We start from the raw sequence: 16,055 nt of genomic DNA on the forward strand, positions 1-16,055 counted from the left end.
CCGCTAATGGCTCGTATGCAGGCGCTTGGGAAAATAGATCCACTCTATTCCTCAATATCTACAATAACGTCTGTTCCTTCTGGAACACGGAAATAAAAGCTTTGATTGGTCAATTCTGGGTTCAGTGTCTGCTCTGCAAATACAACAGATGTGCGCTGGCCCAGAGAGTCTTCTAGCATCAGTTCAGAGATCACATTGCCAGCAAACGCTAAACGAATACGACTGAAACTGTATTGATCGGATTTCGGTTTAAGATCAAATATCTGCTCACTTCCGGTATCTTCGACTAAACGAACTGCGTAAGTTTTCTGCAGTTCACCAATTTGGCCATTTAAAATCAAAGCGGGTGCGCTATCTTGTTGAGTATCTGCGGCTCTTTGCGTCACTTGTTCTAAATCAGGATCATAGATCCAGATATATTCGCCGTCAGAAACAATCTCTTGTGGGAATGGTTGCTGAGTTTCCCAACGAAAACGATTCGGCTTCGCTAAAAGAAGACTACCCTCTGTTTTCTGTGCTTCACGGCCATTCTCAGCCAAGGTAACTTGCTCAAACTTGGCTGAAAAGCTGTCGTAACCTTGTAGTAGCTCATTCAGTTTATTGGCACCATCGGTTGCGGCCATTGCAACACTACTCCCTGCGATAAGGCAGGCTGATGCGGTATGAATAGCAATTTTCTTAATGTAGCTCGTTAATCTCATACTAAACCTTTAAGGTGATATTACATCTCACCGTTCGGAGATGGGGCTAATACTTCACGTTGCCCATTACTGCCCGCTGTACTTACGACACCTGCCGCTTCCATCGCCTCAACCATTCTTGCTGCGCGGTTATAACCAATTTTCAATTTACGCTGCACACTAGAAATTGAGGCTTTGCGGGTTTCCAATACAAATGCGACCGCTTCGTCATATAGCGGGTCTTGTTCATCATCGAACAGTGAACCTGAACCTCCGCCGTCTGAAACGGCATCACCTTCCGTAATTTCAGTAATATAATCTGGCTGACCTAGTTTCTTCCACGCCTCTACCACACGATGCACTTCATCATCGCTTACAAATGCACCGTGCACACGATTTGGCAAACTTGTACCTGCTGGTAGATAAAGCATGTCACCCCAACCTAACAGGTGCTCTGCGCCAGACTGATCCAAGATTGTTCTGGAATCGATTCTTGAAGATACCTGGAAGGCTATACGCGTTGGAATATTCGCCTTAATTAGACCGGTAATAACATCAACCGAAGGACGTTGTGTTGCAAGGATCAAGTGAATACCTGCAGCACGTGCCTTTTGGGCGATACGTGCAATCAGCTCTTCTACTTTTTTACCTACGATCATCATCATGTCGGCGAATTCGTCAATCACAACAACTATGTAAGGTAGTGGTTCAAGCTCAGGTGCTGGCGTACCGAATGGCTCACCATGCTCCTCTGCATTCCAAAGTGGATCTAAGAGAGGCTCACCTTTCTTACGGGCTTCTTCAATTTTATCGTTGAAGCCTGCTAGGTTACGTACACCCATCTTAGCCATAAGACGGTAACGTCGCTCCATCTCACCTACACACCAACGCAAACCCGATGCAGCATCTTTCATGTCAGTGATCACTGGCGTTAATAGATGTGGAATACCTTCATAGATTGAAAGCTCCAACATCTTCGGATCAACCAGGATTAGGCGAACCTCTTCTGGTGTTGCTTTAAATAGCAACGAAAGAAGCATGGCGTTTACACCTACCGACTTACCCGAACCGGTTGTACCCGCCACCAGCAAGTGAGGCATTTTGGCAAGGTTTGCTACCACAGGATTACCCGCAATATCATTGCCTAAACCAATGGTCACTTTAGAACCAGCTGAAAGGTACGGTTTAGAACTCAGCACTTCACTCAAATGTACGGTTAGACGGGATTCATTTGGTATTTCGATACCAACAACAGACTTACCTGCAATAACCTCTACCACGCGCACGCTAGTAACCGCCATTGAGCGTGCAAGATCTTTAGCTAGGTTAGTAATCTTGCTGGCTTTAACGCCCGGTGCTGGCTGAATCTCAAATCGAGTGATTACCGGGCCTGGATTTACCTCTACGACCTCTGCAATAACATTAAAGTCTTTTAGCTTACTTTCAAGCAAGCGAGACATCTGCTCTAACTCATCGGGTGAGTAACCTGTATCAGTATTTAGTTCTGGCGGGTCTAACAGTTCTAACGGTGGAATCTTGCGTGCAGGTTTACGTTTCGGCGCACCGGCTTCGTCTAAACCAAGCTCTTTATCTTGCATTGGTTTATGCGTTTCAGAAAGCGGTACGATTTTAACTTGTGGTTTCGTGTCTTCTGCTACTGGTGGAGCTGCAACTGGAGCAGGTGTTGAAACAGGACGCACAACTTCAGGCTCTTGCGTCGCTTGATTTACAGGTTCTGCTTTCACTGGCTCAGACACTGTAAAAATTTCACCCGTTTCAGTATCAATCTGCTCTTCGATCGGATGTTCAACGTTAGGTTCCTGGCGAGTACGCTGTGGTCTCACTAAAGGAACTTCCTCATCTGCTAGTTCCGTATTTTCAGCAGTATCAGTTACACCTGCAGCACTAAATCGAGAGGCAAATTTCTCTTCGATTGTGGCTGGCTTAGCACTGTCAGAGAAACTCGGTTCAATACGATCATTTACGACTGGAGGAGCTTGTTCTTCGAATTGAGCCTTTATGTAGTCCCTTTGCAGAGTCGCTTCGGCTTTAGAAAGCTCGTCATCAGATAGATCTAGAGAAGCTTCTCTTTCTTCTTGTTGCGGTAAAACAGACTCAGTCGATTTAACAACTTTGTGCCCTACTCGCTCCAGCACTGTACCCCAACCCATCTCTAACAGTAGAGTTAATCCAAACAAAAGTAGAGCAAAGAGTACTAAAGAGCTGCCTAACACACTTAACAGAGATACTGCTAAGTCAGAAACCGCCTCACCTAAAATACCGCCCGCAGTAAATGGATAGTCCAAACCAGTATTAGAGATGTGAGTTGCACTCAACGCACTGAAAGCTGTTAAAAACAGCAAAGCGCCTGTTAATCGCAACATAAAGAAAGGAATAACATCCAAAGCACCGCTATGCTTTCTAAATAGAAAACGACCGGTTTGATACAAAATTAGAAGCGGTATAAAAAACGCAGCTAACCCTAAACCTGAAATCAGAAGATCAGCAATCCAAGCCCCTACTGGACCCGCCAAATTGCTAATCTCTGGCTGATAGCCAAGGTGAGACCATCCAGAATCCTTTGGATTAAATCCGAGCAAAGCCACGATTAAAAACAGGCTGACCGTAACAACAACGATTAAACTCGATTCACGGCTGATTCTTACAAGTAATTCGGGAAAACTTAAACGTTGTCCGTTGTCGGTCGCGCTCAAGGGTGAAGCTCCATAGATCTGTATTAAAAAACCAATGACTACAATAACATAATTTAATCCGCGACTAACGGTTGAAGCGCATTGGTTTATAATTCATAGTTACGAGATGCAGGTTTTCTTTACTCTTATCTGTAATATATCTGCACTGAATTTATACTAAGCTTTTGTATCTGAATTATTTCAATGGATGCACACTATGTCTCTGACCAATTTACATACAGATAACCGCCGCGCTTTAACCTTTCCGATTGGTTCAAGTATGTATGGTATCGATGTCAGCAACATTCTTTCGTTTTCAGATAGCTTCGGTGAAATAAAGTATTCCACTGAGCATGTTGATGGATTTATCGGTTATTTAGATTTCCGAAACACCTTAGTGCAAGTCTTTGAATGTGCAACTTCACTTGCTCACAGCAAAGAAAGAGACACGATTTTAGAGCTTATTGCTGAAATCAAAGTCTACCAGCAAGCTCATATCGACTGGATGGACGCCTTAGAGCATTCGATTCGCTCCAACGAGCCATTTACAAAAGCACGTGACCCTCATGCCTGTGCATTTGGTCAATGGTTTTATAGCTACAAAACTGAAGATGATGGTCTAAGAGCATTGCTCGATAAGATCGAACAGCCTCATAAGGATATTCACTCCTTAGGCGATAAACTTTTAGATATGTCATCTGCTGGCAAGCAAGAAGAAGCAGTTGAAATGCTGCGCATTGAGCGCCAGACCTCTCTGAAAAAGCTCCTACGTACTCTCGAGCACATTCAGGAATACCTCAAAAACAGCATCCACCCGATCGTTTTACATCTAACCAAAGATGGCCGAACACCTTGGTTCTCTATGGTCTTGGATAATATCGGTGATATCATCGACTACTCTCCGGTGGCCATGGATAATCTAAAAAAGATCGATCAAAGCACACCTATCGAAGGTTATGTAAGAGACCCTTCCGGTGAAAGCTTTATGATGCTGTCATTAGAACAATTCTATGAACACGCCAGTGCAAAACTCAGCTTGGCGGGTTGATATTTTCTTAGTGCACCCCATTAATACACTCATAACTTTTTAACGGATTCATTTTTTACTATGAGCGACGTACAACATCACCAGTTAATTATTCTTGGAAGCGGCCCTGCGGGCTACACAGCAGCCGTTTACGCAGCACGTGCAAACCTAAACCCAGTTGTTATTACCGGTATGCAAGCTGGCGGCCAGCTAACAACTACGACCGACGTTGACAACTGGCCTGGTGACGTTGATGGTGTTCAAGGTCCTGAATTAATGCAGCGTATGCAACAGCACGCTGAGCGTTTCGATACTCAAGTAATCTTTGATCATATCAACGAAACTGACCTTCAGAACCGTCCTTTCCGTCTTAAAGGCGACATGGGCGAGTACACTTGTGATGCGCTAATCATCTCTACAGGTGCTTCTGCTCAATACCTAGGCCTACCTTCTGAAGAAGCATTTGCAGGCAAAGGCGTATCAGCATGTGCAACATGTGACGGTTTCTTCTACCGCGGCCAGAAAGTGGCTGTTGTAGGTGGTGGTAACACTGCTGTTGAAGAAGCACTGTACCTATCAAACATCGCTGAAGAAGTAACACTGATCCACCGTCGAGATTCTTTGCGTTCTGAAAAGATCCTACAGGACAAGATCCTTGATCGCGCTGAAAACGGCAACATCAACATCATCTGGAACCATACACTTGAAGAAGTTGTAGGTGATGATTCCGGTGTTACTGGCCTTCGCCTTAAGAGCACAACAGATGGCGCTGAACAGAACCTAGATGTTGCAGGTGTATTTATCGCAATCGGTCACAAGCCGAACACAGATATCTTTGAAGGTCAGCTAGAAATGAAAGATGGCTACCTGAAGATTCAGTCTGGTCTTGAAGGTAACGCAACACAAACATCTGTTGAAGGTGTTTACGCTGCAGGTGACGTATGTGACCACATCTACCGTCAAGCAATCACTTCAGCCGGTTTCGGCTGCATGGCTGCGCTTGATGCAGAGCGCTACCTAGACGATCTAGAAAAATAAGTGAGACCGAAGCTGCCTTCATGGCAGCTTCTTTTTTTATGCTTCCTTGGTTACAAGATTCAAACGATCCATTCCCCCCTATCGATCAAGCTTTAGAAGATCCAAATGGATTATTAGCGGCAGGTGGTGATTTAACACCTGAACGCTTAGTTTCTGCTTATCGAATGGGCATTTTCCCTTGGTATAGCCCTGGCGAACCGATTCTATGGTGGAGCCCCAGTCCTCGCTGTGTCATTACGCCGGATAAGCTTCATGTATCCCGCAGCATGCGAAAACGCCTCAAGAGAGATGACTACACGGTTGAGTTTGATCAAAACTTTGCTGCTGTGATAGAAGCTTGCGCAGAACCACGCAAAGGCGAAGATGGCACTTGGATCACCAACGATATCCAAAACGCTTATAACCATCTACACAGACTGGGAGTTGCCCACTCTGTAGAGGTGTACATGGACGGTGAACTCGTTGGCGGTTTATATGGGTTAGCGATAGGAAAGCTATTCTTTGGCGAATCGATGTTTAGCCGAAAACGTGATGCTTCTAAAATTGCGTTGATAAAAATGGTCGAACAGCTTGAAAAGTGGGGCTATGCTTTAATTGACTGCCAAGTAAGTAATGAGCACCTGTTTTCATTAGGCGCTTATGAAATACCTAGAGAGTCATTTCAAAGTTATTTGGATAAATACCTTGATCAACCGCTCGACCATAGCTGGCAGTTTGAAACACATGGCGATTAATTGGAGTTAAGTGTGACGAACCTTAGGACTTTGCACTTTTATGCCACACCAGAACACGATTGCAGCTATTTAGAAAACAAAACAGCTAAAACTCTGTTTGTCGATCCGCATGCTGACATTGACCAGTATACCTACGGTCAGCTCTCTGACTTGGGTTTTCGTCGCAGTGGTAAGCACATCTACCGTCCCCACTGTGATGGCTGTAACGCGTGCATCTCAGTCAGAATACCTTTGGCCATTTTCCAACTAAAGAAAAGCCAAAAACGAATTATCAATAAAAACAAAGACCTAACCGTCACAGCTAAACCTGCACAGTTTACCGAAGAGTATTACACTCTCTACTCTCGCTACATCAATGAGCGTCACCAAGATGGTGATATGTATCCACCTAGTCTCGACCAATTTAACTCATTCTTAGTCGAAGCTGAGGAACATACGGAATTTTTAGAATTTCGAGACGGTGATTCTAATCTTTTGGCTGTCAGTGTAATTGACCGCCTCCAAAAAGGCTTATCTGCCATTTATACTTTTTATGATCCGTCTTTCCCTAAACGCAGCTTAGGCACTTACTGTATCTTATGGCAGCTGCAGTATTGCCTAGAGGAAGGCTTAAATTACTTATATTTGGGCTATTGGGTTAAAGAATGTCGCAAGATGAGCTACAAAGTCGCATTTCAGCCATTTGAGCTTCTCATCGATGGCTACTGGACGCTAGTAAAACCCGAATAACCTACATATATATAAACAAAACCGTATGTTGCCGTAATTGTCTTTGATAATGCCCTTTTTTTCAGGCACAATACCGCGCAATTATTCGGTCCAGAGTTTCTGGAGATCCTCAACAAGGTAGAGAATTAATGGCTAAAGAAGATAGCATTGAAATGGAAGGCACCGTGGTTGACACGCTCCCGAACACTATGTTCCGTGTTGAGCTGGAAAACGGCCACGTTGTTACTGCACACATCTCAGGTAAGATGCGTAAAAACTACATCCGTATCCTGACTGGCGATAAAGTTAAAGTAGAACTAACTCCATACGACCTAAGCAAAGGCCGTATCGTTTATCGCGCGCGTTAATCATTGCTTTCTCCCTGCTTGTGCAGGACAGAATTTAAAAAGGCAGCCTGATGGCTGCCTTTTTTGTTTCTCGAGAGACCCGCTTATGCGCAGGTCATCGCTTCTACACTGATCTCACCATCGGCATCGACGCTAATGGCAACTTCACCACCCTCTTCGGATAGTTCGCCAAATAGAATCATCTCAGCTAACGGCTTCTTCAGTTTTTCTTGAATCAAGCGTTTCATTGGGCGTGCACCCATTTGCTCGTCGTAGCCCTTCTCTGCAAACCAAGTGCGGGCCTCGTCATCTAGATGCAGTACTACACGCTTATCTTCCAACTGGACTTGAAGCTCAGCAAAGAACTTATCAACCACACCTTTGATGATGCCAGTTGTAAGCGCTTTGAACTGAATGATGCCGTCAAGACGGTTACGGAATTCAGGCGTAAACATCTTACGTATCGCAGCCATACCATCAGAAGCATGATTTTGCTTAGTAAAGCCAATGGAAGCACGGCTCATATCCTCAGCACCAGCATTGGTAGTCATTACCAAGATCACGTTGCGGAAATCTGCTTTACGACCGTTGTTGTCCGTTAGAGTACCGCTATCCATTACTTGTAGTAATAGATTAAAGACTTCTGGATGCGCCTTCTCGATCTCATCAAGTAACAGTACACAGTGCGGCGACTTTGTGATCGCCTCTGTTAGCAAGCCACCTTGGTCATAGCCAACATAACCAGGAGGTGCACCAATCAATCGTGACACTGTATGCCGCTCCATGTACTCAGACATATCAAAGCGAACCAGCTCAATACCCATAATACGTGCGAGCTGCTGAGTCACTTCTGTTTTACCGACACCAGTTGGGCCAGCGAACAAGAAGCAGCCTACAGGCTTATCCGGCTCTTTAAGACCAGCACGGGAAAGCTTGATAGCAGAAGATAGCGTATCGATCGCTTCGTCCTGCCCAAGAACAACCATTTTGAGATTACTATCCAGTTTCGCCAACTGATTCTTATCAGATGCAGAAACGCTTTTAGGTGGTATACGGGCAATCTTAGCGACAATCGCTTCGATATCTTCAGTACCGATCTCTGCTTTACGCAGCTCTTTTGGTAAGAGACGCTGATAAGCCCCTGCCTCATCAATCACATCGATGGCTTTATCAGGCATATGCTTATCGTTGATATAGCGACCTGCTAGCTCTGCAGCTGCGCGCAATGCTTCATCGCTGTATGCCAGCTCATGGTGTTCCTCAAAGCGACCTTTAAGACCCTTAAGAATCGAATAGGTATCTTCGATACTTGGCTCAAGAACATCCACTTTCTGGAAACGACGCGCTAATGCACGGTCTTTCTCAAAGATTCCACGGAATTCTTGGAAAGTTGTAGAGCCGATACAACGAATCTGACCTGAACTTAGTAGCGGTTTAAGCAGGTTTGATGCATCCATAGAACCACCAGATGCTGCACCAGCACCGATAATGGTATGGATCTCATCAATAAACAGAATCGCATGATCTTTGCCTTTGATCTCGTTTAAGAGACCTTTCAGGCGTTTCTCAAAATCACCACGGTATTTAGTACCGGCAAGCAAAGCACCCAGATCAAGCGAGTATACGATCGACTCTTTGATAATTTCCGGCACTTTATCTTCAACGATCAACTTCGCTAGGCCTTCGGCAATTGCTGTTTTACCTACACCCGCTTCGCCTACAAGTAGAGGGTTGTTTTTGCGACGGCGAGATAAAATTTGAACGACACGCTCAACTTCGGAATCACGCCCTACAAGCGGGTCGATTCGGCCACTTTCAGCTTCTACATTTAGATTAATCGCATATTTAGCGAGTGGGCTATCATCCTTCTCTTCGCCTGCGGCTTCACTTTCAACCGAAGAATCAGAATGCTCGTGATCGTGCTCCGACATTTTAGAAATGCCATGCGAGATGTAATTAACCGTATCGATTCGCTCAATGCCATGCTGCTGCAGAATATAAACAGCCTGACTCTCCTGCTCACTGAAAATCGCTACGAGTACGTTGGCTCCGGTAACTTCATTCTTACCAGATGACTGAACATGGAACACCGCACGCTGTAGTACTCGCTGGAATCCGAGTGTAGGCTGCGTTTCCAAATCAGGTAATGTTTCAGATAGTAAAGGCGTGGTTTCTTCGATGAATGAAGAAAGGTTCTGCCTTATGCCTTCAAAGTTAGCACCACAGGCTGCAAGAACTTCATGCGCCTCATAATTATCCAACAACGCCAGCAACAAATGTTCGACAGTTATAAATTCATGTCGCTTTTCCTTTGCGGCCTGGAAAGCTGCACTGAGCGTGTCTTCGAGTTCTCGGTTTAACATAACGGTTCCTCTTCAGACTTTCTCGACTTCACATAGCAGAGGGTGATTATTATCTCTCGCATATTGATTAACTATAGCTGCTTTCGTATCAGCTACATCACGGGTAAATATTCCACATACTCCTTTCCCTTGAGTATGGACCGATAACATAACTTGTGTAGCTTTTTCTTGGTCCATATTAAAAAACATCATGAGCACAGCCACGACGAAATCCATTGGAGTGTAATCGTCGTTCATTAAAACCACACGGTACATCGATGGTTTCTTAAGTTGCGGCTTTGCTTCTTCCGTGACTAATCCGTGATCATGATCAAAATCTTCATGTTCATCTTCATTAGACATTCGAATTACTTTTTGTTCAAAATCAATAGACATCTAACAATCTTCTAAATTTACGCTAATATTTACTACTGAACAGTGATTGTACACTTGTCACATATTCTGTGTGTGGTGCTATAATCAGAATAGCAGGATAGGCGCGGCCCCAGTAGTACCTGCAACTTTTAGGGGACAACCTTTAGCCACTATTCTAGCAGCTAAAGGAAGTACGTTCAGGTTAGTAATCCAATTGTAGTTTTGGATACGGGAGTTAGTTATGCAGACAGGGAAAGTAAAGTGGTTCAACAATTCTAAAGGATATGGCTTTATCCTATCAGATGAACATGAAGAGGATCTCTTTGCTCATTATTCTGCGATAGAAGTAGATGGCTATAAGAGTCTCAAAGCGGGCCAACAAGTTGAGTTTGAAACCCAGCCGGGTCCAAAAGGTACTCACGCCGTTCAAATCAAACCTTTAGCAACCCAGTAATAAAAAGGTTAAATCGATAGACTAAAAAACCAGCATGAAGCTGGTTTTTTTGTTTCTGGTAGAAACAACTACATATTATTGATAATCGCTTCACCAAACTCAGAGCTTGATAATAGCACTGCACCATCCATAAGGCGCTCAAAATCATAAGTCACTGTTTTAGCTGCAATAGCGCCATCCATACCCTTGATAATCAGATCAGCAGCTTCTAACCAACCTAAATGCCTTAACATCATCTCTGCAGATAAAATAAGCGAACCGGGGTTAACCATATCTTTGCCTGCATATTTAGGCGCCGTCCCGTGGGTAGCTTCAAATATGGCCACCTCATCAGACAGATTGGCACCCGGTGCGATCCCTATACCGCCTACTTCCGCGGCCAAGGCGTCTGAAATATAATCACCATTTAGATTTAAGGTTGCAACTACGTCATACTCAGCGGGTCTCAGCAGAATCTGCTGTAACATTGCATCTGCAATAACATCTTTAATTATGATCTCTTTACCTGTGTTTGGATTTTGAAAGCTCACCCAAGGGCCGCCATCTTTGAGCTCTGCTCCAAACTCTTCTACCGCCAACTCGTAGCCCCAATCTTTAAAAGCACCTTCAGTAAATTTCATGATATTCCCTTTATGTACCAGCGTTAGGGACTCACGGTCATTATCAACACAGTACTGCAACGCTTTCCTAACAAGACGCTTAGTACCTTGTTCAGATACAGGCTTTACACCAATACCGCACTGTTGATCGAAGCGAATTTTGGTAACGCCCATCTCCTCTTTTAAAAAACGAATCACTTTCTCTGCTTCAGGAGACCCAGCCTGCCACTCAACTCCAGCGTAAATATCTTCTGAATTCTCCCTGTAGATCACCATGTCTACATCTTCTGGTTTGATGACTGGGCTCGGCACGCCTTTAAACCAGCGCACCGGCCTTTGGCAGACATAAAGATCAAGCTCCTGACGTAAAGCAACATTGAGCGAACGAATACCACCACCTACAGGCGTTGTTAAAGGCCCTTTTATCCCAACGACATATTCCTTAAAAGCCTCTAAAGTTTCATCAGGTAGCCACGTATCTTGCTCATAAACTGAAGTGGCTTTCTCTCCTGCATAAACCTCCATCCAAGCAATAGAACGCGTGCCTCCATAAGCCTTATTCACTGCTGCATCAACTACATTGATCATTGGTGGAGTGACATCTACCCCAATCCCATCCCCTTCTATATAGGGAATGATTGGGTTATTCGGTACATTTAATGAATGATCTTGGTTAACCGTTATCTTATCGCCAACAGGTATGGAAATATTTTTATAAGCCATAATTTACTCCAATTAGCTTACTTCCACCGCAGATGCCGTGATCAGTGATATGATTGCGTTACAAAATCAGTATAGATCAGCATTATTCCTTTGATTGATCACCCCACGCCTTAACGAACTGAAAGATCATGAGCCAGCTATTACTTTTTAATAAACCTTTTCAAGTACTTACTCAGTTCACAACTAATGATGATAAAAGCACCTTGGCGGATTACATTAACCAGCCAGACTTTTATGCTGCAGGAAGATTAGATTACGATTCGGAAGGGTTGTTGATCCTAACCAACGAAGGTGCTGTACAACATTATTTAGCTAACCCTAAGTTTAAGCAGGAAAAAACTTACTGGGCACAGGTAGAAGGTGAGATTACTGATTCTGCCCTCAGTGCTTTACGAAAAGGCGTTGAGCTTAAAGATGGTATGACTCGCCCTGCTAAAGCTAAGGTTATCGAAGAGCCAAATATCTGGCCGCGTAACCCACCGATTCGAGAGCGAAAAAACCAACCAACGAGCTGGGTAGAGTTGAAAATCACTGAAGGCAAGAATCGACAAGTTAGGCGTATGACTGCTTCCGTTGGCTTCCCTACTCTTCGACTCATTCGTTATGCAATTGGTGATTGGACACTCGATGGTTTGCAACCTGGGGAAAACAACCTCATCGACGTTACTCTGAATATTCCTAAGAAACAGCCCGATCGACGCTCTGCAAATATAAAGAGTAGACGAACACCAAACAAAAATAGCCGCTCACATCGCAACGGTAAAAAGCCAACACGACCCTCCAGATAAAGATATTTAGTAAGTAGCTGATGATCACACCAGCTACTTTACTGTGCGAGTTTTACAAATTATTCCATACTCAATGCAGTTTTAAGGCGTGATAATAAACCATGCTTATACTCTGTCGATTCCGCCAACTTTACTGAATCAATTGGTGCAACAACATAAGGGTTAGTATTGCCTTGGATTTGGGTAATCAGACGATTACGCTCTAACTCCCATTGATCGACAGGATCTAGCTTTGCCCAAGCGTTAAACAGCTTTTCCTGCTTACCACTGATGCGAACGCCATACTTATCACGCATATAAAAGTACGTACGAGCAATATCACCACGGCGATGCTCAGCTGGCTCTACCTTACGCTGCTTAAAATCGACTTCCATATCACATTGCCCATAAACACGCGGCTCACCTGCTAATTGTGTGAAGCTGTAATTAGAGCGATCGCCATTCACCTCACCAATTGCTGGTACAAGGTTGTGAAGGTCAGATTCCATCTTCTTAAAATTAAGGTTCTTTTTACAAGCTTTACGGCCTCCGTCTTGCCAACATTGCAATTGATGACCAAAAGCCCAAGCCGGCATTACGTGCTCCCACTCAATACGCTTTGCTCTATTCGCGTTTTTACGTGGTGAGTAGCCACAGGATTTTAAATCTGGCACTAACTTTTTACCTTGAGCTTTATAGTCACAACCACAATAAAAGCTCTGCTGGTTATCTGCGTAGATCTCTTTAAGAATCTTTTTAGCACTACCGAAAGACTTAGGATGCTCAGCTAAAGCCAAGCCTGGGATCATTAGAAGAGCCACAGGAAGGTACTTGTACATTGGAATTCCTTTTAAAGGCGTCCAATGCCAATCGATGCTTCCTGCTTTAAATTAGTTACTAGAGTTTGAGGCCAATATGAGCGGTTAAGTAGCTACTCAAAAGCCACGACCATCATACGGCTGAAAGATAAATTTAAGCTTAACCTTGTGAAAAGAGCTGGTTCATACCATTAATAAAATCAGATTTACCACCATAAGAGGGATGACGGATATAGCGGATGTCTTGATCAGGAAATGCTTTTTGTAAACAGTCCGTTCCTTTACGACCTAAGCCTGCTATCGCACCGGGTTGATAAACATCCATTAGCATTTGTAACAGCTCTAAACCTTCTTCTATTTCTGCCTTTATTGGTGCCCTATTCTTTTTCTGAATACGCGAAGGATGCGGATGATAAGGGAACGAATTCCAAAAAAGCGGAACTGTGTTTTGTGAACACAAATAGCGCCAGACAATAGAGGCTGTATTCTCAGCAGTAAGCGTATCAGGGTTAAGCTCAATTTTTGGCTTTAACTGCTGCAAAAAAGGATGATTAACCTCATCAAACAACTTGCCACTGGAAAACGGAATCCCAGTTAAACGACCACCTTTAAAACCATAGGCTTCGCCCACCAAAAGAATCTTTGGTCCAGATTGCTCAAAGGCCAGTTCAATGTATCGCTTTAGGTTTTCTAGTTTAGTTTCATCTCTATAGGGGTTAAACACAGTAAGAGTGTTTTTACGTTTGCTAAGTTTTGTATAAAAACTTTCTAGATTAGGCATTTAACAAAGTCACAAGTTTATGCGTTAAAAACATGATCAATACAACGGCTAGACCAAATACGTAAAGCCCCCAATGGATCTGAATTGACGCGACAGCACCGAGTTTCACAGTAACCAACAATACCGCAACCACCATCACATCAAGCATCGCCCAACGACCATAATCATGCATCAACCCAAGCAATTTACGCTGTTTAGCGGAAATTTCATCGCTGGGTGCCGTTAATCTAAATAACAAAAATAACTTAACCAGCGGTAGAACTACGCTAAAAAGGAAGACTAAAGCGGCAAGGATCAGATGTCCCTCACTTAAAAGACTGTGTACACCGCCAATTACAGAAAAAGAACTCTCGAAGAAATAGAACTTGCTCATTGTCATCATCGGACTAAACAGTCCAACAGCCAGACAGATCGTCGTTAAGAGCAAAGCTATTCTGAGCCACAAAGACTGAGATGAAGATAAAGGGGTGAATCTATCCATGAAAGGGCCTCAAAACAAAGTGACGCAAGTATACCAATCCATAGCTGTCATAGTACAAACGAAACACATTGTGAATGTCGTTTTAAGGTGTTATTTAACGGTGTACTTTAAAGGTCTAGTGTAAAGATGCAGGCCAAATAAAGTCTGTATTTAGCCTGCAATGGAGTTGATGCTAAACCGCCATATCGATCTGCTGAACCGTTCCGACATCACCAGCTTCAGTTAAGTAGAAACCACTGGAGCGGACTCGGCCATTCTCTTGATTATTTTCACCTTTTATATCGAAAGGCGTTTCGGTTGAACCCAAATAGATCGCCCCTACACCACTATCAGCCAATGATTCTAGGTAATCGCTATCTTCAGTTTTATGCCATACAAGAAGATCGTCGAATATAGAATCACCCTCATCGATATAGTTGTTACCATCCTCGTCATATTGGGCAAGATCGGCAAAGCCATTACCCGTCAAAGCACCAAATAGCTCTGTACCGTCATTAATAATGCCGTCTTCATTTTTATCTAGTGCAAGCATGCCGCTTTCACCGGTCAGATAACTTATGAGTTCTTTATCACCATCAGCATCAAGATCAAATTCAAACTTCTCATCAGAAAGATCTGCGTGATTGCCTTCAAAGTTCAGAATCAATGGATCTGTAAACTCTACTACACTGGTCATCTCGAACTCACGTGTAGCTGAGTAGCTCCGCTCCATTTCTAGGTTCAGATCAAACTCTATCTGCTTACCATCAGCCGTAGTCACCATGCCACAGCTATGGAAACTGGAGCACTCATACTCCTCTACGGTTTCGGTCACCTTAAACGACATCTCCATCTTTATAGGTTGTAGTTGCATGGGTACACCGCCTATTCCATCTTCGTTCGGAATAGAATCAGCATCTGGGATCTCTACATCATCGGGAATGTCAGTTTGTATGTGTTTAGGGTTAATAGCATTTAACAGACTTTGCCATAGCCTCGCTTTGGTAATCTCTCGTTGCTCAGCGATATTTGGCTCATTGTCTGCAGTTCTAAATTGTAAACCTTGATCAGTTAAGACCAGAACTGAATTACCCTGAAACTGATCATCGCCTTCTGTTGATGGCTGTTGGCCAACAGCAAGAGTACTAAATAAGCTACTTTGCTCCTGGCGAAGAAAGGACTTTGCTTCGCTTAACTGCGCCAGAAATCTATTGCCCTCACTCCCCCAATCAATCATTTTGGTTTGAGAGCTATATTCCGTTTTCTGATGCTCAGCACTCATATGTACATTACTTGTCTGAATAATCATTGTTCTCTCCTTGCTGATTTTTTGCGTCAATTGCCCCCCGCCGTTCTAAGATAAGAAAGCATGATTCATTTCTTCAGGGCGCAAAAAACCAGTTTTTGTGAATAACAAAAACAAAAAATCGGTTGTTAATACTCAGCGGAAAATGTTTGCCTAAACTCAGTTTTCGTTAGGCAAAACTCGTCTGTTGTCCGAGCAAAAAG

16 protein-coding genes are annotated in these 16,055 nt (G+C 43.7%); 7 read left to right on the forward strand and 9 right to left on the reverse strand.

Going from position 1 to position 16,055, the window contains the following annotated elements:
- Positions 1–44: 44 nt before the first annotated feature.
- Both lolA and ACMXYN_RS09370 read right to left on the reverse strand, forming a co-directional pair.
- Positions 45–701 carry an outer membrane lipoprotein chaperone LolA gene (gene lolA / locus ACMXYN_RS09365; protein ID WP_415891294.1) on the reverse strand — a complete coding sequence of 219 codons (657 nt, stop codon included), beginning with the start codon at positions 699–701 and terminating at the stop codon, positions 45–47.
- A 20-nt stretch (positions 702–721) separates the two neighbouring features.
- A complete protein-coding gene (locus ACMXYN_RS09370) occupies positions 722–3,394 on the reverse strand; it encodes a DNA translocase FtsK 4TM domain-containing protein (protein ID WP_415891578.1) in 2,673 nt (890 codons plus the stop codon).
- A 196-nt stretch (positions 3,395–3,590) separates the two neighbouring features.
- Here ACMXYN_RS09370 and ACMXYN_RS09375 point away from each other — a divergent pair, with 196 nt between their 5' ends.
- The 5 genes from ACMXYN_RS09375 to infA all read left to right on the forward strand — a co-directional run bounded on the left by ACMXYN_RS09375 (position 3,591) and on the right by infA (position 7,248).
- Positions 3,591–4,421 carry a CZB domain-containing protein gene (locus ACMXYN_RS09375; protein ID WP_415891579.1) on the forward strand — a complete coding sequence of 277 codons (831 nt, stop codon included), beginning with the start codon at positions 3,591–3,593 and terminating at the stop codon, positions 4,419–4,421.
- Positions 4,422–4,481: 60 nt separating this feature from the next.
- The gene (gene trxB, locus ACMXYN_RS09380; protein ID WP_415891580.1) at positions 4,482–5,438 is read left to right on the forward strand and encodes a thioredoxin-disulfide reductase; all 957 of its coding nucleotides are present in this window, start codon (positions 4,482–4,484) and stop codon (positions 5,436–5,438) included.
- 20 nt (positions 5,439–5,458) lie between these two features.
- Entirely contained in the window at positions 5,459–6,172 is a 714-nt protein-coding gene (gene aat, locus ACMXYN_RS09385) for a leucyl/phenylalanyl-tRNA--protein transferase (RefSeq protein ID WP_415891581.1), read from the forward strand.
- A gap of 12 nt (positions 6,173–6,184) precedes the next feature.
- Entirely contained in the window at positions 6,185–6,901 is a 717-nt protein-coding gene (locus ACMXYN_RS09390) for an arginyltransferase (protein WP_415891583.1), read from the forward strand.
- Between the two features lie 128 nt (positions 6,902–7,029).
- Entirely contained in the window at positions 7,030–7,248 is a 219-nt protein-coding gene (gene infA / locus ACMXYN_RS09395) for a translation initiation factor IF-1 (protein ID WP_027853708.1), read from the forward strand.
- 83 nt (positions 7,249–7,331) lie between these two features.
- On the opposite strand, the gene clpA is transcribed toward infA, so the two are convergent.
- On the reverse strand, positions 7,332–9,590 hold the full coding sequence (gene clpA, locus ACMXYN_RS09400; protein ID WP_415891584.1) for an ATP-dependent Clp protease ATP-binding subunit ClpA: 2,259 nt from the start codon (positions 9,588–9,590) through the stop codon (positions 7,332–7,334).
- Positions 9,591–9,602: 12 nt separating this feature from the next.
- Positions 9,603–9,965 (reverse strand): ATP-dependent Clp protease adapter ClpS, encoded by a 363-nt coding sequence (clpS, locus tag ACMXYN_RS09405; protein ID WP_415884474.1) that lies wholly within the window; start codon positions 9,963–9,965, stop codon positions 9,603–9,605.
- Between the two features lie 220 nt (positions 9,966–10,185).
- On the opposite strand from clpS, the gene cspD reads away from it, so the two are divergent.
- Positions 10,186–10,398 carry a cold shock domain-containing protein CspD gene (gene cspD / locus ACMXYN_RS09410; RefSeq protein ID WP_415884879.1) on the forward strand — a complete coding sequence of 71 codons (213 nt, stop codon included), beginning with the start codon at positions 10,186–10,188 and terminating at the stop codon, positions 10,396–10,398.
- 68 nt (positions 10,399–10,466) lie between these two features.
- Here the strand turns inward: cspD and icd are convergent, their stop codons facing one another.
- Entirely contained in the window at positions 10,467–11,720 is a 1,254-nt protein-coding gene (gene icd, locus ACMXYN_RS09415; RefSeq protein WP_415891585.1) for an NADP-dependent isocitrate dehydrogenase, read from the reverse strand.
- Positions 11,721–11,848: 128 nt separating this feature from the next.
- Between icd and ACMXYN_RS09420 the strand changes: the two genes are divergently transcribed.
- Positions 11,849–12,508 (forward strand): pseudouridine synthase, encoded by a 660-nt coding sequence (locus ACMXYN_RS09420; RefSeq protein ID WP_415891586.1) that lies wholly within the window; start codon positions 11,849–11,851, stop codon positions 12,506–12,508.
- Between the two features lie 59 nt (positions 12,509–12,567).
- On the opposite strand, the gene ACMXYN_RS09425 is transcribed toward ACMXYN_RS09420, so the two are convergent.
- The 4 genes from ACMXYN_RS09425 to ACMXYN_RS09440 all read right to left on the reverse strand — a co-directional run bounded on the left by ACMXYN_RS09425 (position 12,568) and on the right by ACMXYN_RS09440 (position 15,855).
- Entirely contained in the window at positions 12,568–13,326 is a 759-nt protein-coding gene (locus ACMXYN_RS09425; protein ID WP_415891587.1) for an endonuclease, read from the reverse strand.
- 139 nt (positions 13,327–13,465) lie between these two features.
- Entirely contained in the window at positions 13,466–14,086 is a 621-nt protein-coding gene (locus tag ACMXYN_RS09430; protein ID WP_415891588.1) for a uracil-DNA glycosylase, read from the reverse strand.
- On the reverse strand, positions 14,079–14,567 hold the full coding sequence (locus tag ACMXYN_RS09435; protein WP_415891589.1) for a paraquat-inducible protein A: 489 nt from the start codon (positions 14,565–14,567) through the stop codon (positions 14,079–14,081). Before ACMXYN_RS09435 ends, ACMXYN_RS09430 begins: the two co-directional genes overlap by 8 nt.
- 172 nt (positions 14,568–14,739) lie before the next feature.
- Positions 14,740–15,855 carry a hypothetical protein gene (locus ACMXYN_RS09440; protein ID WP_415891590.1) on the reverse strand — a complete coding sequence of 372 codons (1,116 nt, stop codon included), beginning with the start codon at positions 15,853–15,855 and terminating at the stop codon, positions 14,740–14,742.
- Between the last annotated feature and the right edge of the window lie 200 nt (positions 15,856–16,055).

Origin of the sequence: Neptuniibacter sp. PT8_73, assembly GCF_047778045.1 — a bacterium.
Taxonomy (GTDB): Bacteria; Pseudomonadota; Gammaproteobacteria; order Pseudomonadales; family Balneatricaceae; genus Neptuniibacter.

Coding starts and splice junctions, on each gene's coding strand:
- ACMXYN_RS09420 (WP_415891586.1), top strand. CDS start 11,849: ATGAGCCAGCTATTACTTTTTAATAAACCTTTTCAAGTACTTACTCAG.
- ACMXYN_RS09430 (WP_415891588.1), bottom strand. CDS start 14,086: ATGCCTAATCTAGAAAGTTTTTATACAAAACTTAGCAAACGTAAAAAC.
- icd (WP_415891585.1), bottom strand. CDS start 11,720: ATGGCTTATAAAAATATTTCCATACCTGTTGGCGATAAGATAACGGTT.
- lolA (WP_415891294.1), bottom strand. CDS start 701: ATGAGATTAACGAGCTACATTAAGAAAATTGCTATTCATACCGCATCA.
- clpS (WP_415884474.1), bottom strand. CDS start 9,965: ATGTCTATTGATTTTGAACAAAAAGTAATTCGAATGTCTAATGAAGAT.
- infA (WP_027853708.1), top strand. CDS start 7,030: ATGGCTAAAGAAGATAGCATTGAAATGGAAGGCACCGTGGTTGACACG.
- ACMXYN_RS09375 (WP_415891579.1), top strand. CDS start 3,591: ATGTCTCTGACCAATTTACATACAGATAACCGCCGCGCTTTAACCTTT.
- trxB (WP_415891580.1), top strand. CDS start 4,482: ATGAGCGACGTACAACATCACCAGTTAATTATTCTTGGAAGCGGCCCT.
- ACMXYN_RS09425 (WP_415891587.1), bottom strand. CDS start 13,326: ATGTACAAGTACCTTCCTGTGGCTCTTCTAATGATCCCAGGCTTGGCT.
- ACMXYN_RS09435 (WP_415891589.1), bottom strand. CDS start 14,567: ATGGATAGATTCACCCCTTTATCTTCATCTCAGTCTTTGTGGCTCAGA.
- ACMXYN_RS09440 (WP_415891590.1), bottom strand. CDS start 15,855: ATGATTATTCAGACAAGTAATGTACATATGAGTGCTGAGCATCAGAAA.
- aat (WP_415891581.1), top strand. CDS start 5,459: ATGGCAGCTTCTTTTTTTATGCTTCCTTGGTTACAAGATTCAAACGAT.
- cspD (WP_415884879.1), top strand. CDS start 10,186: ATGCAGACAGGGAAAGTAAAGTGGTTCAACAATTCTAAAGGATATGGC.
- clpA (WP_415891584.1), bottom strand. CDS start 9,590: ATGTTAAACCGAGAACTCGAAGACACGCTCAGTGCAGCTTTCCAGGCC.